This is a genomic window from Citrobacter sp. C1 (assembly GCF_014596895.2).
In the GTDB taxonomy this organism is placed as follows: Bacteria; Pseudomonadota; Gammaproteobacteria; order Enterobacterales; family Enterobacteriaceae; genus Citrobacter; species Citrobacter gillenii.
The window spans coordinates 3,323,297-3,344,949 of record NZ_CP115035.1; the positions used below are offsets into that span (position 1 = coordinate 3,323,297).

A 21,653-nucleotide genomic window follows, 5' to 3' on the forward strand; every position below is an offset into this window, starting at 1 on the left:
GCGCTCCTTTAATTATGCGCCATTCTTCAAAGACTCAAGATACTCCCAGCGCTCAAAGGCTTGCTCAAGTTCTTGTTCCGCTTCGCTCAGATTAGCTAATACCTGCTGCGTTTGCTCATGTGGCTGACTGAAAAAAGAAGCATCAGCAACCTGGGCCTGCAACGTTTCCAGTTTAGCTTCCAGCTCTTCAAGCTGCGCAGGGAGCTGCTCCAGTTCGCGCTGGTGTTTATAGCTTAGTTTGCTGGTGCCGCGTTTTACAATTTCTGCTTTAGGGGCAGCAACTTCCTCTGTTTTTTTGGCAACAGGCTGTTTAAACGCCACATACTGTGACTGCTGCTCACGTGCGTCATGGTAACCGCCTACATAACGACCAATTTTGCCGCCGCCTTCAAAGATCCAACACTCGGTAACGGTGTTATCGACAAACTGACGATCGTGGCTAACCAGCAACACGGTTCCCTGATAACCGTCAATCAACTCTTCGAGAAGTTCCAGCGTTTCGACGTCGAGATCGTTCGTTGGTTCATCGAGAATCAAAAGATTGCTGGGCTTCAGAAAAAGACGCGCCAGTAACAGACGGTTTCGTTCCCCACCGGAGAGCGCACGCACTGGTGTCATCGCACGCTTAGGGTGGAACAGGAAGTCCTGCAGGTAGCCCAGCACGTGACGTGGTTTACCGTTGACCATCACCTCTTGCTTACCTTCCGACAGGTTATCCATGACGGTTTTATCCGGATCCAGCTCCGCGCGGTGTTGGTCAAAATAAGCCACTTCCAGCTTGGTACCGACATGGATACGACCGCTGTCAGCCTGTAACTGACCCAACATCAGCTTGATTAGCGTTGTTTTACCGCAACCGTTAGGTCCAATTAGCGCAATTTTGTCACTACGCTGTACCTGCGCCGAGAAGTCTTTCACCAGTTGTTTACCGTTAATCTGGTAATCAACATTCTCCATTTCAAAGACGATTTTACCCGAACGGCTCGCCTCTTCGACCTGCATCTTCGCGGTACCCATCACTTCACGACGCTCGCCACGCTCACGACGCATCGCCTTCAGCGCACGCACGCGGCCTTCGTTACGTGTACGGCGCGCTTTAATGCCCTGACGGATCCAGACCTCTTCCTGCGCCAGTTTGCGGTCAAACTCCGCATTCTGAAGCTCTTCTACACGCAGCGCTTCTTCTTTCTCCAGCAGGTACTGATCGTAATTACCCGGATAGGTCACCAGCTTGCCGCGATCGAGATCGACAATACGCGTTGCCATATTGCGAATAAACGAACGGTCGTGAGAAATGAAGATGATCGTTCCATTGAAGGTTTTCAGGAACCCTTCCAGCCAGTCGATGGTTTCGATATCCAGATGGTTGGTCGGTTCATCCAGCAACAATACGCGTGGATTGCTGACTAACGCCCGGCCCAGTGCGGCTTTACGCAGCCAACCGCCGGAAAGCGATGCCAGTTCCATGTCTGGCTCCAGCCCAAGCTGTTCCAGTACTTCATTGATGCGGTTTTCCAGTTGCCACAGATTGTGGTGATCCAGCTGTTCCTGAACCTTCGCCAGTTCCTGCAGGTTTTTATCACTCGGATCGGTGATCACCAGATGCGAAATATCATGGTAACGCTTGAGATACACCGCCTGCTCTGCAATCCCTTCGGCAACGAAATCGTAGACGGTACCCTGCACGTTACGCGGCGGATCCTGCTGCAGACGTGCCACAACCAGATCCTGTTCATAAATAATACGTCCGTCGTCAAGACCCTGTTCACGGTTGAGGATCTTCATCAGCGTCGATTTGCCCGCGCCGTTACGGCCAACCAGACAAACGCGCTCGTTATCTTCGATATGCAGTTCAGCATTATCAAGAAGCGGCGCATCGCTGAACGACAGCCATGCACCATGCATACTGATTAATGACATTTATTTTTCCTTTCAGGCTGCTGTAATCAGCCAGCAATTGTGGATCTGACGGTTACGGGCAAAGTCCTGAGAAAGCGTTTTTTGGGTAATTTCTTGTGCTTTCAATCCCAGTTCAGCCAGTCCGTCGAGATCCATACGGAATCCACGTTTGTTGTTAGAGAACATGATCGTGCCGTCTTTACGCAGCAGACGCTTCAGATCTTTCATTAGCGCCAGATGATCGCGCTGCACGTCAAACGAGTCTTCCATACGTTTTGAGTTAGAGAAGGTCGGTGGATCGATGAAGATCAGATCAAACTGTTCATTGGCTTCGCGCAGCCAGCCCAGGCAGTCGGCCTGAATTAAACGATGCGCGCGGCCGCTCAGCCCGTTAAGTCGCAGGTTACGTTCCGCCCACTCCAGATAAGTACGAGACATATCGACCGTTGTGGTGCTGCGCGCACCGCCAAGCCCGGCGTGTACGCTGGCGCTGCCGGTATACGAGAACAGATTGAGGAAATCTTTACCCTTGCTCATCTGGCCCAGCATGCGGCGCGCTATACGGTGATCCAGGAACAGACCGGTATCAAGATAGTCGGTCAGGTTAACCCACAGGCGCGCGTTGTACTCGCTCACCTCAATGAATTCACCCTTCTCATTCATCTTCTGATACTGGTTTTTCCCTTTCTGCCGTTCACGGGTTTTCAGCACCAGTTTATTCGGCGCAATCTCCAGTACCGACAGCGTGGCGGCAATGATGTCAAACAGACGCTGGCGAGCCTTCTGGGCATCAACCGTCTTCGGCGGCGCGTATTCCTGAACCACAACCCAGTCACCGTAGCGGTCGACTGCGACGTTGTATTCTGGCAGGTCAGCATCGTACAGGCGATAGCATTCAATGCCTTCCTGACGCGCCCATTTTTCCAGCTTTTTGATATTTTTACGCAGACGGTTGGCGTAGTCTTCCGCCACCGTGGCAGGCTTACTATCTGCAGTGGTTTCCGCGACGTGATAGTTTTTCTGTACGCAATCCAGCGGGCCGTTTTTGGCTTTAAACTGCTTGTCAGCGCGTAATTGCAGACTGCTGAGCAAATCCGGTGAGGCGCTGAACAGCGACAGATTCCAGCCGCCAAACTGGTTTTTCATCGTGCGGCCCAGCAGGCTGTGTAGTGCGATCAGCGCCGGTTCGCTATCCAGACGTTCACCGTACGGCGGGTTGCTGATAACGGTACCATACGGACCTTGCGGTAGCGGGTTACTCAGTTTCGCTACGTCTTTGACGTCAAATGTCACCAGATCGGCAATCCCAGCGCGGCGGGCGTTGCTGCGCGCTTTTTCAATCACTCGGGCGTCGCTATCAGAGCCATAGAAGTGCGACGTATAGTCCGCCAGCCCTTTACGCGCGCGAACCTGTGCTTCCGCTTTCACCTCTTGCCAGACCGCTTCATCATGCTGCGCCCAACCGTTAAAGCCCCAGTAGCCACGGTGCAGACCGGGTGCGCGATCGGTTGCCCACATCGCGGCTTCAATCAGCAGCGTACCGGAACCACACATCGGATCGAGCAGCGGCGTACCCGGCTGCCAGCCAGAACGCATCACGATAGCCGCAGCCAGTGTCTCTTTGATCGGCGCCTGACCGGCACGATCGCGATAGCCGCGCTGATGCAGACCATCACCGCTAAGATCGAGGGCAATGCTGGCGGTATCTTTGTTCAGCCAGACGTTAATACGCAGATCCGGGGATTCGCGATCCACATTCGGACGGGCCATATTTTTACGGGTAAAGGAATCGACAATCGCGTCCTTTACTTTTAATGCGCCGTACTGGCTGTTACGAATGGTGTCGTTTAAGCCGCTAAAATGCACGGCAAACGTCGCTCCTGGGTTAAATATCTCTGTCCAGTCGATTGCCTGAACACCGAGGTACAGATCAAGATCGCTGTAGACCTTGCACTCTCCCATCGGCAGGATAATGCGCGAGGCCAGGCGGCTCCACATCAGGCTCTGGTAAACAAGCCGCGTGTCGCCCTTAAAATGGACCCCACCCTGAACCACCTGGCACTCCGCGGCGCCGAGGTTTTCCAGTTCAGTTTTTAACAGCTCTTCCAGCCCACGGGCCGTACTGGCAAACAGAGAATTCATAATGTCACTTTTACTCCAATAAAATTGCTGCGCATTATAGCTAATCTCGCGCCCTTGTCATAAAGTTGAAGGCTTATTTTCGTTCGAGGGGCTGTACAGTGGTAACGTTAACCCGACTTTTTGTTCATCCGGTTAAATCAATGCGCGGTATTGGGCTCACGCACGCCCTGGCAGACGTTAGCGGTCTGGCCTTTGACCGCATCTTTATGGTTACCGAACCCGACGGAACGTTCATCACCGCCCGGCAGTTCCCCCAGATGGTCCGTTTTACCCCTTCCCCTTTACACGATGGGTTGCACTTAACCGCACCCGACGGCAGCAGTGCGTTGGTCCGTTTTGCCGACTTCGCCACCCAGGATGCGCCAACAGAAGTCTGGGGAAACCATTTTACTGCACGTATCGCGCCAACAGCTATCAATCAGTGGCTCAGCGGTTTTTTCTCGCGCGATGTACAGTTACGCTGGGTTGGCCCACAGTTAACCCGCCGGGTCAAACGCCACGACGGCGTACCGCTCTCGTTCGCCGATGGTTTTCCTTACCTTCTGACTAATGAAGCCTCACTACGCGATGTGCAGCAACGCTGCCCGGCCAGTATCAGAATGGAGCAGTTTCGCCCCAACCTGGTGGTCTCAGGGGCTAGCGCCTGGGAGGAAGACACCTGGAAGGTGATTCGCATTGGCGAGGTCATCTTTGATGTGGCAAAACCCTGCAGCCGCTGTATTTTCACCACTATCAGTCCTGAAAAAGGCCAGAAACATCCGTCCGGTGAACCGCTGGCAACGCTGCAAACCTTCCGCAGCGCGGTGGATAACGGCGATGTCGATTTCGGTCAGAATCTCATTGCCCGCAACAGCGGCGTGATCCGCGTTGGCGATGAAGTTGAAATTTTGTCCACCGGGCCCGCCCGAGCTTACGGCGCGGTGGCTTCCGATGACACTATTGCACAGCAGCAGCAGCCTGATGCCAGCGTGCTTATCGACTGGCAGGGGCACACCTTTCGTGGCAACAATCAACAGGTGTTACTGGAACAACTGGAAAACCAGGGGATCCGGGTTCCTTATTCGTGCAGGGCGGGGATCTGCGGATGCTGCCGGATTCGGCTGGTAGAGGGCGAAGTCAGTCCGCTGAAAAAATCAGCGATTGGTGATGACGGGACGATTCTTTGCTGCAGTTGTGTGCCAAAAACAGCGGTCAGGCTGGAGAGTTAAACGGCCTGCTCAAGGCTGAAACTGTCGACAGGGAGTTGCGGTTTCAGTCTGTCATTCATGATTTTAATGGCGTCGCCAAGCTGCATGGTGCGCCCGGCAATAACCACGCCCGGCTGTGCCAACAGACACAGGGCCGCATTTTCCCCCGGCTCAACCACTAACAGATTGACCTGTTCCTCGGTATCGCTTAAATACACGCAGGCAGCGTCACCTATCCTCGGTGACCAACTAACAGTGTGCGCCACAAAGTGCCAGCTTTTTGGCATTTGCGGTTTTAGATAACGAATAGCCACCAGCGCATTGAGTACCAGCTCCGCTTTTTGTTCTTTGGCTAAATCCAGATCACGGCATTTTTCTTCAAAAGAAAAATAAAGCGCGGCATCATCAACACAAAAACCGGACGGAGAGAATGCATCGGGTGTGAGCATTTTGCGCGCAAAACGCGAACGAAATAACATGCCATTGGCTAAATCGAGCATCATACGATCGTGCTCTTCATCATAATACCAGCGCCAGTTATCGTCGGGTTTAATTCGCATCAGTATCTCTCCATTCCTTAATCATCGTCGTTACGACAGTATCCTTTTGCCGCTTCGTTTATTGCCCTAATAATAAAAGCTCAGAATGTTTAAATAAGCAACAGTAAAGGAATATAAAACAACCAGGGCCAGAAATAAAGCCCTGGTTTGTGATTAAGGTAGTATTCAGATATTGGTGATGATTTCTTTAATCAACGGCGGGCCTTTAAAAATAAAGCCTGAATAAATCTGAACCAAGGAAGCCCCTGCGGCTATTTTCTCACGCGCAGCGATGACTGAGTCGATACCGCCAACCCCGATAATCGGCAGTTGCCCTTTTAATTCCCGGGACAACATGCGAATAATTTCGGTGCTTTTTAATTGTAACGGTCGACCACTCAGGCCACCCGTTTGATCGCAATTTTTCATTCCCCGTACCAGGGAGCGATCGAGCGTGGTGTTGGTGGCAATGACGCCATCAATATTATGGCGAACTAAACTGTCAGCTACCTGGATCAGTTCTTCTTCAGAAAGATCTGGGGCGATCTTTACCGCCACCGGAACATATTTATGGTGGATCGCCTGGAGATCGTTTTGCTTATTTTTAATTGCCGTCAGCAAATCATCCAGCGCTTCGCCGTATTGCAGCGTGCGTAACCCTGGCGTATTAGGTGAGGAAATATTAATCGCAATATAGCCAGCATAAGCATAGACTTTTTCCATACAAATCAGATAGTCATCTTTGCCATTCTCTACCGGGGTATCTTTGTTCTTACCAATATTGATCCCCAGAATGCCGTCAAAATGCGATTTCTTAACGTTCTCTACCAGGTTATCAACGCCCAGGTTATTGAAGCCCATGCGGTTGATCAAACCTTCTGCGTCAACCAGACGGAAAAGACGTGGCTTATCATTACCCGATTGAGGACGTGGCGTCACGGTGCCTATCTCAATTGAGCCGAACCCCATTGCACCGAGTGCATCAATGCACTCCCCGTCTTTATCCAGCCCGGCGGCAAGACCGAGCGGATTCTTAAACGTCAGCCCCATGCAGGTCACCGGTTTTGCCGGTACTTTCTGGCGGACAAGCGCTTCGAGCGGCGTGCCCGTAATGCGACGTAATTGCTGGAATGTCAATTCATGAGCGCGCTCTGGATCGAGCTGAAAAAGGGCTTTACGAACGAAGGGGTAGTACATGAACTCTCCTGGATTCCCGGTGTGCAAACCGGGGGCGTATTATGTGCGATCGTGAACAAAAAGGGAATTGACCTGCGGCAATAAAACGCAAACGTTTTCTTTCTTGTCCTCCTTTTATGCAGTTTTCAGCTTTTCTATCCCGCATAAATCATTTCGATAAACAAAATCTCTCTGCCAGACTGCACAAATTGTTATCAATGTTAAATAAAAACGAATATTTGGTTATAAGGAGAGAATATAAATATGCGCGTTATCACTCTGGCGGGTAGCCCACGCTTCCCCTCTCGCTCCAGCGCCCTACTGGAATATGCGCGAGAAAAACTGCATGGACAGGATGTCGAGGTCTATCACTGGAATCTGCACAATTTTGAGCCTGAGGATCTGATCTATGCGCGCTTCGACAGTCCGGCACTGAAGACGTTTATCGAACAGTTGCAGGATGCAGACGGACTGATTGTCGCCACGCCGGTCTACAAAGCGGCCTATTCCGGCGCATTGAAAACCTTGCTCGACCTGCTCCCCGAACGAGCACTGGAAGGCAAAGTAGTGTTGCCACTGGCCACCGGCGGCACCGTAGCACATTTACTGGCCGTCGATTACGCCCTGAAACCGGTACTCAGCGCACTGAAGGCCCAGGAGATCCTGCACGGCGTTTTCGCCGATGATTCGCAGGTTATTGATTATCAACATAAGCCGCAGTTTACGCCGAACCTGCAATTACGCCTGGACAATGCACTCGAGACCTTTTGGCAGGCGTTGCAGCGTCGTGATGTCCAATTTGTGCACGTGAACACGCTGCGGGGTGCCGCCCATGCTTAATTTACTCAAACGCCATACACCGTGGCTGGCGCTGACCGGACTGCTGTCTTTATCCACGCTGGTTCACGCCGCAGAGACCGCGCCAGACGCCCTGCGCATTGGCTATCAGAAAGGCAGCGTCAGCATGGTGCTGGCTAAAAGCCATCAGTTGCTGGAAAAACGCTACCCGCAAACAAAAATCTCCTGGGTAGAGTTCCCAGCCGGCCCGCAAATGCTGGAGGCGCTCAATATCGGCAGCATCGATCTGGGCAGCACTGGTGATATCCCGCCGATTTTTGCTCAGGCCGCCGGGGCCGATCTGGTCTATGTCGGCGTCGAACCGCCAAAACCGCATGCAGAAGTGATTTTGGTACCGAAAGACAGCCCCATCCACACCGTCGAAGAACTTAAAGGACATAAGGTCGCCTTCCAGAAAGGCTCCAGCGCGCACAATCTGCTGTTGAGGGCCCTGCAGCAGGCCGGGTTGAAGTTTACCGATATCCAGGCCACCTATCTGACGCCCGCCGATGCGCGTGCCGCTTTCCAACAGGGGAATGTGGATGCATGGGCAATTTGGGACCCTTACTACTCCGCCGCCTTGCTGCAGGGTGATGTACGCGTACTCAAAGACGGTACCGACCTTAAACAGACCGGATCGTTTTATCTCGCCGCACGCCCTTATGCCGAGAAAAACAGCGCATTTATTCCTGGCGTGCTGGACACCTTCAGCCAAGCCGATGCCTTAACACTCAGCCAACGCCAGCAGAGCATCACCCTGTTGGCGAAAACGATGGGGCTACCTGAGCCGGTCATAGCGTCCTATCTGGACCATCGCCCGCCAACCTCCATTACGCCCGTCAGTGCTTCTGTTGCCGCATTGCAGCAACAAACTGCCGATCTGTTTTATGACAATCGGCTGGTGCCGAAAAAAATCGACATTCGCCAGCGAATCTGGCAACCCACTCAGCAGACAGGAGCAAAATTATGAGTCTGAATATGTTCTGGTTTTTACCCACGCACGGTGACGGCCATTATCTGGGAACAGAAGAAGGTGCACGCCCGGTCGATCATGGTTATCTGCAACAAATCGCGCAAACGGCCGACCGCCTGGGATTTACCGGGGTACTGATCCCGACAGGCCGCTCCTGTGAAGATGCCTGGTTGGTTGCCGCCTCAATGATCCCGGTCACCCAGCGGTTAAAATTTCTGGTCGCGCTGCGCCCCAGCGTGACGTCCCCCACGGTGGCGGCACGCCAGGCGGCGACGCTCGACAGACTGTCCAACGGTCGGGCGCTATTTAATCTGGTAACCGGCAGCGATCCACAAGAGTTAGCAGGTGATGGTGTTTTTCTCGATCACACTGAGCGTTATGAAGCCTCCGCTGAATTTACCCAGGTATGGCGACGCTTGCTACAGGGCGACACCGTGGATTTTAACGGTAAACACGTTCACGTCCGTGGGGCAAAACTCTTTTTCCCGCCCGTGCAACAACCCCATCCGCCACTGTATTTCGGCGGGTCTTCCGACATAGCGCAGGAACTGGCCGCTGAGCAGGTTGATCTCTACCTGACCTGGGGTGAGCCGCCCGACTTGGTGAAAGAGAAGATAGAGCAAGTACGGGCAAAAGCAGCGGCGCTTGGGCGTAAGATCCGCTTTGGTATTCGCCTGCACGTGATTGTGCGCGAAACCACCGCTGAGGCATGGCAGGCAGCGGATCGCCTGATTGCCCATCTGGATGATGACACCATTGCCAAAGCCCAGGCCGCTTTCGCCAGAACCGACTCTGTGGGCCAGCACCGAATGGCAGCGCTGCACAACGGCAAGCGCGACCAACTGGAAATTAGCCCGAACTTGTGGGCGGGCGTTGGACTGGTACGTGGCGGGGCCGGGACCGCACTGGTGGGGGATGGTCCAACAGTGGCGGCACGGATTAATGAGTATGCCGCGCTGGGTATCGACAGCTTTGTGTTGTCCGGGTATCCACATCTGGAAGAGGCGTACAAGGTCGGCGAGCTACTGTTCCCGCATCTGGATGTCTCGATCCCAGAAATACCGCAGCCGCAACGCCTGCATCAACAAGGTGAAGCCGTGGCGAACGAATTTATTCCGCGTAGCGTCGCGCAACGCTAAGGAGCCCGATGATGGCAACGCCGCAAAATAAGTGGTTACTTCGCTTTGCTCCGTGGTTTTTACCGATTGGTCTGGTGGCGCTCTGGCAGCTGGCATCATCCATGGGCTGGCTGTCCACCCGCATCCTGCCCTCTCCAGAAGGTGTAGTAGAAGCTTTCTGGACGCTTTCCGTCAGCGGCGAGCTTTGGCAGCATCTGGCGATCAGCACCTGGCGGGCAGCGATCGGCTTTTCTATTGGCGGATCGATTGGCCTGACGTTGGGGCTGATAAGCGGCCTGTCACGCTGGGGGGAACGGTTGCTGGACACCTCGGTGCAGATGCTGCGTAACATACCGCATCTGGCGCTGATCCCTCTGGTCATTTTGTGGTTCGGTATTGATGAATCCGCCAAGATCTTTCTCGTTGCCCTGGGTACCTTGTTCCCTATTTACATCAATACCTGGCACGGGATCCGCAATATCGATCGCGGGCTGGTGGAAATGGCTCGCAGCTATGGGTTATCCGGTATTTCACTGTTTATCCATGTGATCCTGCCCGGCGCTCTGCCCTCGATCATGGTCGGCGTACGTTTTTCCCTTGGGCTGATGTGGCTGACGCTTATCGTGGCGGAAACCATTTCAGCGAACGCTGGCATCGGCTACCTGGCAATGAATGCCCGCGAATTTCTGCAAACGGATGTGGTCGTGGTGGCCATCATTCTCTACGCCCTGCTCGGCAAGTTGGCCGACATCAGCGCGCAATTACTGGAACGTAGCTGGCTACGCTGGAACCCGGCTTACCATGCGAAGGAGGCCACCGTATGAATACCACCCGTTTAAATCAGGGAATTCCGCTACTGCTTAGCGGCGTAACAAAACGCTACGGCGCCAATACAGTGATCAATCAGCTAGATTTGCCTGTTCCAGCGGGGCAATTTGTTGCCGTGGTGGGCCGCAGCGGCGGCGGGAAAAGTACCCTGCTGCGTCTGCTGGCCGGTCTGGAATCGCCCACCTCAGGGGAATTGTTCGCCGGCACCGCGCCGCTGGCGGATATTCAGCATGATACGCGAATGATGTTTCAGGACGCACGCCTGCTGCCGTGGAAATCGGTCATTGATAACGTAGGACTGGGCCTTAATGGCCACTGGCAAGATGCAGCCCGGGATGCGCTGACGTCTGTTGGGCTGGAAAATCGGGCGCAGGAATGGCCTGCCGCCCTTTCCGGTGGGCAAAAACAGCGCGTGGCGCTGGCACGGGCACTGATTCATCGTCCCGGATTACTGTTGCTGGATGAACCACTGGGCGCGCTGGATGCGTTAACCCGTCTGGAAATGCAAGATTTGATTGTCTCGCTGTGGCAAAAGCAGGGATTTACCGTACTGCTGGTCACCCATGATGTCAGCGAAGCGGTGGCGATGGCCGATCGCGTGTTGCTGATTGAAGATGGAAAAATTGGTCTGGATTTGACGGTAGATATTCCACGTCCACGCCGACCAGGTTCAGTGCGCCTGGCAGAACTGGAAGCAGAAGTATTGAATCGGGTGATGCAGCGTGGCGAGGCAGAACAGTCAATCCGACTGCATGGATAAACATTCAGGACATTGTAGGCCCGGTAAGCGTTTGAGCCACCGGGCATTTTGCCGGATGGCGGCTTTACCGCCTTCTCCGGCCTACAAAACGACAGGTCAACGTCTCAGGCTAACGCTTTGGTTATCTTCTCGAACAGATCGCCGGACAGATTCTCCAGACCTTTCAGTTGCTCAAGCGCCGCACGCATCTTCGCCTGGCGTTTGGCATCATAACGTTTCAAGCGGATCAGCGGCTCAATCAGACGTGAGGCCACCTGCGGGTTACGGCTGTTCAGCTCGGTCAGCATGTCGACCAGGAACTGATAACCGCTACCGTCTTCCGCATGGAACGCCGCCGGGTTGCTGCCCGCGAAAGCGCCAATCAAAGAACGAATACGGTTCGGGTTGCTCATGCTAAAGGAACGATGCTGCAACAGGCCGCGTACCGTTTCCAGCACGTTGTCCGCCGGGCTGGTGGATTGCAGGATAAACCATTTATCCATCACCAGACCGTCATGATGCCACTTGTCGTCATACGCCTGCATCAGCACATCGCGACACGGCAACTGCGCCGCTACCGCCGCAGACAGGGCCGCCAGCGCATCAGTCATGTTATTGGCTTCACGGTACTGCTTGCTCACCAGGGTATCTGCCAGATGCGTTTCGCCGAAAGCCAGGAAACGCAGACAAGCATTACGCAGCGTGCGTTTGCCAATATCGCCATGTTCAACGCGGTATTCTGCAAGATGGTTGGCGTTATACACGGCCAGGAACTCATCTGCCAGTTCGGCAGCCAGCGTACGGGTTAACGCCTCGCGCACGTCGGTAATCGCCACTGGATCGATAATCTCAAACAGCTCAGCAATTTCATTCGCCGAAGGCAGCGTCAGGATTTCTGCCGCCAGCGCCGGATCGATTTTCTCATCCAACAAAATGGCACGGAACGCATCAGCCACGTGCACCGGCAGCGACAGCGGTTGCCCTTGCTGATGGCGAGCAACGTTCAGCTTGATATAGGTGGCCAACAGGCTTTGCGCCGCATCCCAACGAGAGAAATCGTTACGCGCGTGACGCATCAGGAAGGTTAACTGCTGATCGCTCCATTTATATTCCAGTTTTACCGGTGCAGAGAATTCGCACAGCAGCGCCGGAACCGGCTGGAAGTAGACGTTATCAAAGACAAAGGTTTGTTCCGCCTGGGTGACGTTGAGCACAGAATTCACCGGATGCCCGCCTTTTTGCAACGGGATCACTTTGCCTTCGTTGTCGTACAACTCAATGGCAAAAGGAATATGCAGCGGCAGTTTTTCTGCCTGATCCGGTGTAGCCGGCGTACGTTGGCTTATCGTCAGCGTGTACTGTTCGGTGGCCGGGTTATAGTCATCACGTACGGTCACAATCGGCGTACCGGACTGACTGTACCAACGGCGGAAATGCGAGAGATCGACGTTAGACGCATCTTCCATCGCCTGCACGAAATCATCACAGGTCGCTGCGCTGCCATCATGGCGCTCAAAATAGAGCTGTATTCCCTTCTGGAAATTCGCTTCACCCAGCAGGGTGTGGATCATCCGGATCACTTCTGCGCCCTTTTCGTACACGGTCAGGGTATAGAAGTTGTTCATCTCAATGACACTATCCGGGCGGATAGGATGCGCCATCGGGCTGGCGTCTTCGGCAAACTGCAGACCGCGCATGGTACGCACGTTGCTGATCCGATTAACGGCACGAGAGCCAAGGTCGGAGCTAAACTCCTGGTCGCGGAACACGGTTAAGCCTTCTTTCAGGCTCAACTGGAACCAGTCGCGGCAGGTCACACGGTTGCCGGTCCAGTTGTGGAAGTATTCGTGGCCGATCACGCGCTCAATATCGAGGTAATCTTTGTCGGTGGCGGTATCGGTACGCGCCAGCACGTATTTGGAGTTAAAGATGTTCAGACCTTTATTCTCCATCGCGCCCATATTAAAGAAGTCCACCGCGACAATCATGTAGATATCGAGGTCATACTCAAGGCCAAAACGCTCTTCATCCCACTTCATAGAATTTTTCAGCGAGGTCATCGCCCACGGTGCGCGATCCAGATTGCCGCGGTCGACGTACAGCTCTAACGCCACTTCTCGCCCGGAACGGGTGGTAAAGGTGTCACTCAGAACATCGAAATCACCGGCTACCAGGGCAAACAGATAGCATGGTTTCGGGAACGGATCCTGCCACTGTACCCAGTGACGACCGTTGTCCAGCTCGCCCTGAGCAATGCGGTTACCGTTAGACAGCAGGAACGGATAGCGGGTTTTATCGGCGATAATTTTAGTGGTAAACCGTGCCAGCACGTCAGGACGGTCGAGATACCAGGTAATATGGCGGAAACCCTCCGCTTCGCACTGCGTGCACAGCGCTTCGCCGGACTGATACAGGCCTTCCAGTGCGGTATTCGTCGCCGGACTGATTTCATTCACGATACGCAGCGTAAAACGTTCCGGCAGGTGGCTGATGACCAGCGCCCCTTCTTCTTCTTTATACTCTGTCCACGGTTCGTCGTTCACGTGGATTGACACCAGGGTCAGATCCTCGCCATTCAGGCGCAGAGGGGCATCAGACGCACCATGACGGACAGCCTGGCTCACGGCAGTGACCACGGTTTTTTCAGCATCCAGGTCAAAGGTCAAATCAATATCAGTAATCTGGTAATCCGGCGCACGGTAGTCGTGGCGGTATTTGGCTTGTGGCTGTTGTGTCATAAAAAACCTTTAGCATCTATGGTAGAGTCTCGGGTTCAGTCTATTCCTGTTGCGTAAATCGCGCTACGCAGAATGTTCATCTTTTCAGGCACAAACACCCTTTTTGCTACATTTATATAACACGAGGCACGAATTGCCCTCGACCAGAAAGTCAGCTTATGGTGTGATCGGGGTTCAATAAATCGCTAAACAGGGTATACTCCAGCGGTTTTCTTAGTTGTTTATTGTACTAAACGCTCCCGTGAGAGGATGCTACTGCGCACCTATGACACAATTCGCTTCTCCTGTTCTGCACTCGCTGCTGGATACAGATGCTTATAAGTTGCATATGCAGCAAGCCGTTTTTCACCACTACTATGATGTACAAGTAGCGGCTGAATTTCGTTGCCGTGGCGATGACCTGCTCGGTATTTATGCCGATTCTATTCGCGAGCAGGTGAATGCTATGCAGCACCTGCAACTGCAGGAGGACGAGTACCAGTGGCTCTCCGGCCTGCCTTTCTTTAAAGCTGATTACCTCAGCTGGCTTCGCGATTTCCGCTATAACCCGCAGCAGGTATGCATCACCAACGATAACGGTAAGCTGAATATTCGTTTAACCGGCCCGTGGCGTGAAGTCATCATGTGGGAAGTCCCGCTGCTGGCAGTGATTAGCGAGCTGGTGCACCGCTACCGTTCGCCAGAAGTTGGGGTGCCGCAGGCGCTGGATGAACTGGAAGGCAAACTAGTCGAATTCTCTGCTTTAACGAAAGATGTCGATATGTCCCGCTTCCATCTGATGGATTTTGGTACGCGCCGTCGTTTTTCGCGTGACGTGCAGCAGGCGATTGTTAAACGTCTCCAGCAAGAGCCATGGTTTGTGGGCACCAGTAACTACGATCTCGCCCGCCGCCTGTCATTAACTCCAATGGGGACTCAGGCACACGAATGGTTCCAGGCTCATCAACAAATTAGCCCTGAACTTGCCACCAGTCAGCGCGTCGCACTTGCCGCCTGGTTGCACGAGTACCCTAATCAACTCGGCATTGCGCTGACCGATTGCATCACCATGGACGCCTTTTTACGCGATTTCGGCGTTGAGTTTGCGACCCGCTATCAGGGTCTGCGCCATGACTCTGGCGATCCGCTGGAATGGGGTGAAAAAGCCATCGCGCATTACGAGAAATTGGGTATCGATCCACTGAGCAAAACGCTGGTGTTCTCCGATAATCTCGATTTGAAGAAAGCAATCGAACTGTATTGCCACTTCTCTTCTCGCGTGCAGCTGAGTTTTGGGATTGGCACGCGCTTAACCTGCAATATTCCTCAGGTCAAGCCGCTGAATATCGTTATCAAGCTGGTCGAATGCAACGGCAAACCGGTGGCGAAGTTGTCCGACAGCCCGGGTAAAACCATTTGCCATGATAAAGCGTTTGTCCGCGCGCTGCGCAAAGCCTTCGATCTTCCGCATATCAAAAAAGCCAGTTAATCTCTCCAGGGAGTCGTTTCGACTCCCTTTTCGCGTTTATTTCCGAAATCTTTCACTCCAGCTACGAATTCTGCTTGTCTGATTGCAGATGCCAGGTAACATAGGTATCCCCCCCATTTACGGGTGGACATGTGTTTATATATCCGACTATTAACAGAGAGACTATTATGAGCGTAGTGCCTGTAGCCGACGTACTCCAGGGCCGCGTAGCCGTTGACAGCGAAGTCACCGTGCGCGGATGGGTGCGTACCCGCCGAGATTCAAAAGCTGGCATCTCCTTCCTCGCCGTTTATGACGGTTCCTGCTTTGATCCTGTACAGGCCGTCATCAATAATTCTCTGCCCAATTACAATCAAGACGTATTACGTCTGACGACGGGCTGCTCGGTTATCGTAACGGGTAAAGTCGTTGCGTCTCCAGGACAGGGACAGAGCTTTGAAATCCAGGCAACCGAAGTTGAAGTGACCGGCTGGGTTGACGATCCTGATACCTACCCAATGGCCGCTAAACGTCACAGCATTGAGTACCTGCGTGAAGTGGCGCATATGCGTCCGCGCACCAACATGATTGGTGCAGTCGCGCGCGTTCGTCATACGCTGGCGCAAGCGCTGCATCGCTTCTTCCACGAGCAGGGTTTCTTCTGGGTATCCACTCCGCTGATCACCGCCTCCGATACCGAAGGCGCCGGTGAAATGTTCCGCGTTTCAACGCTGGATCTGGAAAACCTGCCGCGTAACGATCAGGGTAAAGTCGATTTCGATAAAGACTTCTTTGGTAAAGAAGCGTTCCTGACCGTTTCAGGTCAGCTGAACGGCGAAACCTACGCCTGTGCCCTGTCCAAAATCTATACCTTTGGACCGACCTTCCGTGCAGAAAACTCCAATACCAGCCGCCACCTGGCTGAGTTCTGGATGCTGGAGCCGGAAGTTGCGTTTGCCGATCTGAACGATGTTGCGGGTCTGGCTGAAGCCATGCTGAAGTACGCGTTCAAAGCCGTACTGAATGAGCGTGCAGATGACATGAAATTCTTCGCTGAACGTGTCGACAAAGACGCGATTTCACGCCTGGAGCGTTTCATTGAGGCTGACTTCGCGCAGGTGGATTACACCGACGCGGTAAGCATTCTGGAAAACTGCGGTAAAAAGTTCGAGAACCCGGTTTACTGGGGCGTGGACCTGTCTTCCGAGCATGAACGTTACCTCGCGGAAGAGCACTTTAAAGCGCCGGTGGTGGTTAAAAACTACCCGAAAGACATTAAAGCGTTTTATATGCGCCTTAACGAAGACGGTAAAACCGTCGCGGCAATGGACGTACTTGCTCCAGGAATCGGTGAGATCATCGGTGGTTCCCAGCGTGAAGAACGTCTGGACGTGCTGGATGCCCGTATGCTGGAGATGGGGTTGAACAAAGAAGATTACTGGTGGTATCGCGATCTGCGCCGCTACGGCACCGTTCCGCATTCCGGTTTCGGTCTGGGCTTTGAACGTCTGATAGCCTACGTTACTGGCGTACAAAACGTGCGTGATGTTATTCCGTTCCCGCGTACACCGCGTAACGCCAGCTTCTGATCCTGAATGATTCTGCCAAAGGCCAGCATTGCTGGCCTTTTTTATATCCATCACCCATACACCGTTTTTTCACTTAAGACAGACTCGCCATTCTTCCTGAATACAACCTCTTACTCCATTTGTCCTGTTACGTAATGTTTCTCTGCAATACATATGCACAAAAAATAATCAGTTCTTTTATTGTGGATTAGCATTTTCTGATTAAATAGACCATTTTTTAATCACTCACATGGCATTCTGGATGGCCAAAAATAGTCAACTGTAAAAATCGAACTTTCCATTATTCGCACAGAAAAACGCCGTTATGATAATTAAATATAAGAAAATCATATAAATAGAAATGAAAGTGCTGTTTTTTAGCGCGGAGACAACTGAAGTTTGAAGTTGTTCACAAAGTTGCATAAAAATAATATTTGGTTACACATTTTTTCTTTTTGAAACCAAATCTTTATCTTTGTAGCACTTTGACGGTAGCGAAACGGTTGTTTGAATGGAAAGATGCCTGTCAGACACATAAAGACACCAAACTCTCATCAATAGTTCCGTAAATTTTGATTGACGGAATTTATTGGCGGCAGTGGCAGGTGTCATATAAAAACCGATGAGGGTAATAAATAATGATGAAGCGCAATATTCTGGCAGTGGTTATCCCTGCTCTGCTGGTAGCCGGGGCAGCTAACGCTGCAGAAGTTTATAACAAAGATGGCAACAAGCTGGATCTGTACGGTAAAACCGTGGGTCTGCACTATTTTACTGACAACGCTGGTGACGATGGCGATCAGACTTATGCTCGTCTTGGTTTCAAAGGGGAAACTCAGATTAATGCCGATCTGACTGGTTACGGTCAGTGGGAATACAACTTTGCCGGTAACAATTCTGAAGGCGGTAGTGACGCTCAGAACGGCAACAAAACCCGTCTGGCCTTTGCGGGTCTGAAATATGGCGACGCAGGTTCTTTCGATTACGGTCGTAACTACGGTATCGTTTACGATGCACTGGGCTACACCGATATGCTGCCAGAATTTGGTGGTGATACTGCATACAGCGACAACTTCTTCGTAGGTCGTGTGGGTGGCGTTGCAACCTACCGTAACTCCAACTTCTTCGGTCTGGTTGACGGCCTGAACTTTGGTGTTCAGTATCTGGGCAAAAACGAGCGTGACGGTAACACCAGCCGCTCTAACGGCGACGGTGTGGGCGGTTCTGTAAGCTACGAAATGGATGGCTTCGGTATCGTCGGTGCTTACGGCGCAGCTGACCGCACCAACGCGCAGGAAAACTCTGCCTACGCTAACGGCGGTAAAAAAGCTGAGCAGTGGGCGACCGGTCTGAAATATGACGCCAACAACATCTATCTGGCAGCAAACTACGGTGAAACCCGTAACGCTACCCGTTTCACCAACGGCATCAACAACGTGAGCGGTTTTGCTAACAAAACTCAAGACTTCTTTGTTGTCGCTCAGTACCAGTTCGATTTCGGCCTGCGTCCGTCCATCTCCTACAACAAATCTAAAGCGAAAGACGTAGAAGGTATCGGCAACGAAGATCTGGTGGACTACATCGAAGTAGGCGCAACCTACTACTTCAACAAAAACATGTCCACCTATGTTGACTACAAGATCAACCAGATCGATTCTGACAACAAACTGGGCGTGAACTCTGACGACATCGTGGCACTCGGTATCGTTTACCAGTTCTAATAGCAGACCTCTTTGCTAAATGCCTAAAAAACAGGACTTCGGTCCTGTTTTTTTATGTCCATCAGCGGATTCTTGCGTCTTCAAAAAACACTCTATCTTTTCGTCACTAACGGTTGGCATTTTGTAAATCTACCGTTAACCTGATAGCGGACTTCCCTTCTGTAACCACAATGGAACCTCGTCATGTTTGAGAACATTACCGCCGCTCCCGCCGACCCAATTTTGGGCCTGGCTGATTTGTTTCGTGTCGATGACCGCCCAGGGAAAATCAACCTCGGGATCGGTGTATATAAAGATGAGACAGGCAAAACGCCGGTGCTGACCAGCGTGAAAAAAGCCGAGCAATATATACTGGAAAATGAAACCACCAAAAACTACCTTGGCATTGACGGTATTCCGGAATTTGGTCGCTGCACTCAGGAATTACTGTTTGGTAAAGGTCACGCACTGATTAACGACAAACGCGCACGTACCGCGCAAACCCCTGGTGGTACCGGTGCATTGCGTGTGGCGGCAGATTTCCTGGCAAAAAACACCTCAACGCAGCGCGTATGGGTAAGTAACCCAAGCTGGCCGAACCATAAAAGCGTCTTTAACTCCGCCGGTCTGGAAGTTCGTGAGTACAATTATTACGACGCGGCCAGCCATTCATTAGACTTTGATGCGCTACTGGCAAGCCTCAGTGAAGCACAGGCAGGTGACGTGGTACTGTTCCACGGTTGCTGCCATAACCCTACCGGTATTGACCCTACGCTGGAGCAGTGGCAAACGCTGGCACAGCTGTCGGTAGAAAAAGGCTGGTTACCACTGTTCGACTTCGCTTATCAGGGCTTTGCTCGTGGTCTGGAAGAAGATGCCGAAGGCCTGCGTGCATTCGCCGCGCTGCACAAAGAGCTTATTGTCGCCAGCTCTTACTCCAAGAACTTTGGCCTGTACAATGAGCGCGTGGGTGCCTGTACGCTGATTGCTGCCGATGCCGACACCGTTGACCGTGCGTTCAGCCAGATGAAGTCCGTCATTCGTGCCAACTATTCCAACCCACCGGCCCACGGTGCATCGGTTGTCGCCACCATTCTGAGCAATGATGCCCTGCGTGCAATCTGGGAGCAGGAACTGACCGACATGCGTCAGCGCATTCAGCGTATGCGTCTGCTGTTTGTGAATACATTGCAGGAGAAAGGGGCAAACCGTGACTTCAGCTTTATCATCAAACAGAACGGCATGTTCTCCTTCAGCGGTCTGACGAAAGAACAGGTTCTGCGTCTGCGTGAGGAATTTGGCGTTTACGCTGTCGCTTCCGGGCGCGTGAACGTCGCGGGTATGACGCCTGACAACATGGCGCCGCTGTGCGAAGCGATTGTCGCCGTGCTGTAAGCTCACCTGAAAAGAGAAAGCCCGCATATTCGTGCGGGCTTTTTTTTGCCGGATGGCGGCTAGCGCCTTATCCGGCCTACGGACTGGATTTACCAGACCGGCATTTCATCCTGCAGGAACGGATTGTGCTGGCGTTCATTCCCCAGCGTTGAAAGCGGACCGTGACCAGGAATAAACGTCACATCATCGCCCAAGGGTAATAACTTGCGTTTAATCGAGTCGATCAGCTGGCTGTGATCCCCGCGCGGGAAGTCGCTGCGTCCGACTCCACCTTTGAAAATCACATCGCCTGAAATCAGCAGCTTTGACTGTTCATCAAAGAAGACCACGTGCCCCGGCGTGTGGCCCGGACAATGCAACACCTGTAACGTCACGTTGCCAACGCTGATGCGATCGCCTTCGTTTAGCCAGCGATCGGGCGTTAACGGCTCGCAGTCACCCAAGCCAAACATGCGGCTCTGCGAAGGCAGTCCCTGTAGCCAGAACTCATCTTCTTTTTCCGGACCGATAACCGGTACACCATAATGTTGCGCCAGTTCAGACGCCGCGCCCACGTGGTCAAGATGACCATGTGTGAGCAGAATCTGCATAAGCGTCAGACCGCTGGCATCCACTTCCTGTTTGATTTTCTCGGCATCGCCGCCGGGATCGACCAACGCGGCAATACGCGTTTGTTCACACCAGATCAGCGAGCAGTTCTGAGCGAATGCAGTGACCGGAATAATACGATAGTTCATACAGCTCCTGTTTCATTAAGCGACGGCTCACCAGTGCCGTGCAGGCCCGGTGTCAATATGCACAAAGTTACTGCGTGGGTAGTATCCTACACCACCTGCACGCATAGATAACGCAGCTTTGCGAATATTACTTAATGCAACGCCTTCAATGTGGAAATCCATGGCCTGCCCTTTGGTGTGGTAACTTTTCTTTGCCACGCCGCGGCTGCGCGCGCGTAATTCGTTGTTGGTATCGACAGAACGATAGCCGGAGATCAGCTGTACGGGTTTACGCGTGCCGAGGAGGCCTTGCAGACGGAAGAGTTGATCGAACAATCCCGGATCGATGGACTTGACTTTATTCGCGCGAAAATCACGGAAAAAGTGGTTAAGTTTTGCTAATTCGTCCTGAATATAGCCCCTGCCATCAAAAAACTCAGCTTTAATTGACTCACCGGTATGCAGGTTATTCAGAGTCAATATACGCGGACGTGGGGTGGAGAGTGTAGCAAACGCAGGCGTGGGCAGGATGGCGGCGCCGAGGGCAGCGCCACCAAGCGCCAGCAGTTTGCGGCGATTAGCGTCAAATTTGTCCATGGTATTAAGGTCTACAAGGTCAATGTTATCGTATGTATGCTCTAGCGCACGCGG

Annotated in this window: 17 protein-coding genes; 10 read left to right on the forward strand and 7 right to left on the reverse strand. The window is 52.7% G+C overall.

Annotation, left to right across the window (positions count from 1 at the left end):
* Window positions 1–12: 12 nt before the first annotated feature.
* Window positions 13–1,920, reverse strand: coding sequence for an ABC transporter ATP-binding protein (locus IB214_RS16205; RefSeq protein ID WP_096757647.1), 1,908 nt, complete (start codon window positions 1,918–1,920; stop codon window positions 13–15).
* A 12-nt stretch (window positions 1,921–1,932) separates the two neighbouring features.
* On the reverse strand, window positions 1,933–4,041 hold the full coding sequence (rlmKL, locus tag IB214_RS16210) for a bifunctional 23S rRNA (guanine(2069)-N(7))-methyltransferase RlmK/23S rRNA (guanine(2445)-N(2))-methyltransferase RlmL (protein WP_117341731.1): 2,109 nt from the start codon (window positions 4,039–4,041) through the stop codon (window positions 1,933–1,935).
* A gap of 98 nt (window positions 4,042–4,139) precedes the next feature.
* Between rlmKL and IB214_RS16215 the strand changes: the two genes are divergently transcribed.
* Complete coding sequence (locus tag IB214_RS16215) at window positions 4,140–5,249, forward strand: YcbX family protein (protein WP_117341730.1); 1,110 nt, start codon at window positions 4,140–4,142, stop codon at window positions 5,247–5,249.
* On the opposite strand, the gene zapC is transcribed toward IB214_RS16215, so the two are convergent.
* Both zapC and pyrD read right to left on the reverse strand, forming a co-directional pair.
* Window positions 5,246–5,788, reverse strand: a complete 543-nt coding sequence (gene zapC, locus IB214_RS16220; RefSeq protein WP_117341729.1) for a cell division protein ZapC — start codon at window positions 5,786–5,788, stop codon at window positions 5,246–5,248. The two genes, IB214_RS16215 and zapC, sit on opposite strands and share 4 nt — an antisense overlap.
* Before the next feature lie 165 nt (window positions 5,789–5,953).
* A complete protein-coding gene (gene pyrD / locus IB214_RS16225; RefSeq protein WP_117341728.1) occupies window positions 5,954–6,964 on the reverse strand; it encodes a quinone-dependent dihydroorotate dehydrogenase in 1,011 nt (336 codons plus the stop codon).
* 243 nt (window positions 6,965–7,207) lie between these two features.
* On the opposite strand from pyrD, the gene ssuE reads away from it, so the two are divergent.
* Genes ssuE through ssuB form a run of 5 tightly spaced genes read left to right on the forward strand, consistent with a single transcriptional unit; the run spans window position 7,208 to window position 11,459 of the window.
* Entirely contained in the window at window positions 7,208–7,783 is a 576-nt protein-coding gene (gene ssuE / locus IB214_RS16230) for an NADPH-dependent FMN reductase (RefSeq protein ID WP_117341727.1), read from the forward strand.
* Window positions 7,776–8,750 carry a sulfonate ABC transporter substrate-binding protein gene (locus IB214_RS16235; protein ID WP_117341726.1) on the forward strand — a complete coding sequence of 325 codons (975 nt, stop codon included), beginning with the start codon at window positions 7,776–7,778 and terminating at the stop codon, window positions 8,748–8,750. The genes ssuE and IB214_RS16235 overlap by 8 nt, the downstream gene beginning before the upstream one ends.
* The gene (ssuD, locus tag IB214_RS16240) at window positions 8,747–9,892 is read left to right on the forward strand and encodes an FMNH2-dependent alkanesulfonate monooxygenase (protein WP_117341725.1); all 1,146 of its coding nucleotides are present in this window, start codon (window positions 8,747–8,749) and stop codon (window positions 9,890–9,892) included. Before IB214_RS16235 ends, ssuD begins: the two co-directional genes overlap by 4 nt.
* 11 nt (window positions 9,893–9,903) lie before the next feature.
* Window positions 9,904–10,695 carry an aliphatic sulfonate ABC transporter permease SsuC gene (gene ssuC, locus IB214_RS16245; protein ID WP_117341724.1) on the forward strand — a complete coding sequence of 264 codons (792 nt, stop codon included), beginning with the start codon at window positions 9,904–9,906 and terminating at the stop codon, window positions 10,693–10,695.
* The gene (ssuB, locus tag IB214_RS16250) at window positions 10,692–11,459 is read left to right on the forward strand and encodes an aliphatic sulfonates ABC transporter ATP-binding protein (RefSeq protein WP_117341723.1); all 768 of its coding nucleotides are present in this window, start codon (window positions 10,692–10,694) and stop codon (window positions 11,457–11,459) included. Before ssuC ends, ssuB begins: the two co-directional genes overlap by 4 nt.
* 104 nt (window positions 11,460–11,563) lie before the next feature.
* On the opposite strand, the gene pepN is transcribed toward ssuB, so the two are convergent.
* Window positions 11,564–14,176 (reverse strand): aminopeptidase N, encoded by a 2,613-nt coding sequence (pepN, locus tag IB214_RS16255; RefSeq protein WP_117341722.1) that lies wholly within the window; start codon window positions 14,174–14,176, stop codon window positions 11,564–11,566.
* 265 nt (window positions 14,177–14,441) lie between these two features.
* Here pepN and pncB point away from each other — a divergent pair, with 265 nt between their 5' ends.
* From pncB to aspC, 4 genes are all read left to right on the forward strand, one after another.
* Complete coding sequence (pncB, locus tag IB214_RS16260; protein WP_115258931.1) at window positions 14,442–15,644, forward strand: nicotinate phosphoribosyltransferase; 1,203 nt, start codon at window positions 14,442–14,444, stop codon at window positions 15,642–15,644.
* 167 nt (window positions 15,645–15,811) lie between these two features.
* A complete protein-coding gene (asnS, locus tag IB214_RS16265) occupies window positions 15,812–17,212 on the forward strand; it encodes an asparagine--tRNA ligase (protein WP_117341721.1) in 1,401 nt (466 codons plus the stop codon).
* A gap of 617 nt (window positions 17,213–17,829) precedes the next feature.
* Window positions 17,830–18,912, forward strand: a complete 1,083-nt coding sequence (gene ompF, locus IB214_RS16270; RefSeq protein ID WP_115258933.1) for a porin OmpF — start codon at window positions 17,830–17,832, stop codon at window positions 18,910–18,912.
* A gap of 183 nt (window positions 18,913–19,095) precedes the next feature.
* Window positions 19,096–20,286 (forward strand): aspartate transaminase, encoded by a 1,191-nt coding sequence (aspC, locus tag IB214_RS16275; RefSeq protein WP_115258934.1) that lies wholly within the window; start codon window positions 19,096–19,098, stop codon window positions 20,284–20,286.
* A gap of 89 nt (window positions 20,287–20,375) precedes the next feature.
* On the opposite strand, the gene IB214_RS16280 is transcribed toward aspC, so the two are convergent.
* Window positions 20,376–21,023 (reverse strand): MBL fold metallo-hydrolase, encoded by a 648-nt coding sequence (locus tag IB214_RS16280; RefSeq protein WP_117341720.1) that lies wholly within the window; start codon window positions 21,021–21,023, stop codon window positions 20,376–20,378.
* Between the two features lie 27 nt (window positions 21,024–21,050).
* Entirely contained in the window at window positions 21,051–21,599 is a 549-nt protein-coding gene (locus IB214_RS16285) for a YcbK family protein (protein ID WP_117341719.1), read from the reverse strand.
* Window positions 21,600–21,653 lie beyond the last annotated feature (54 nt).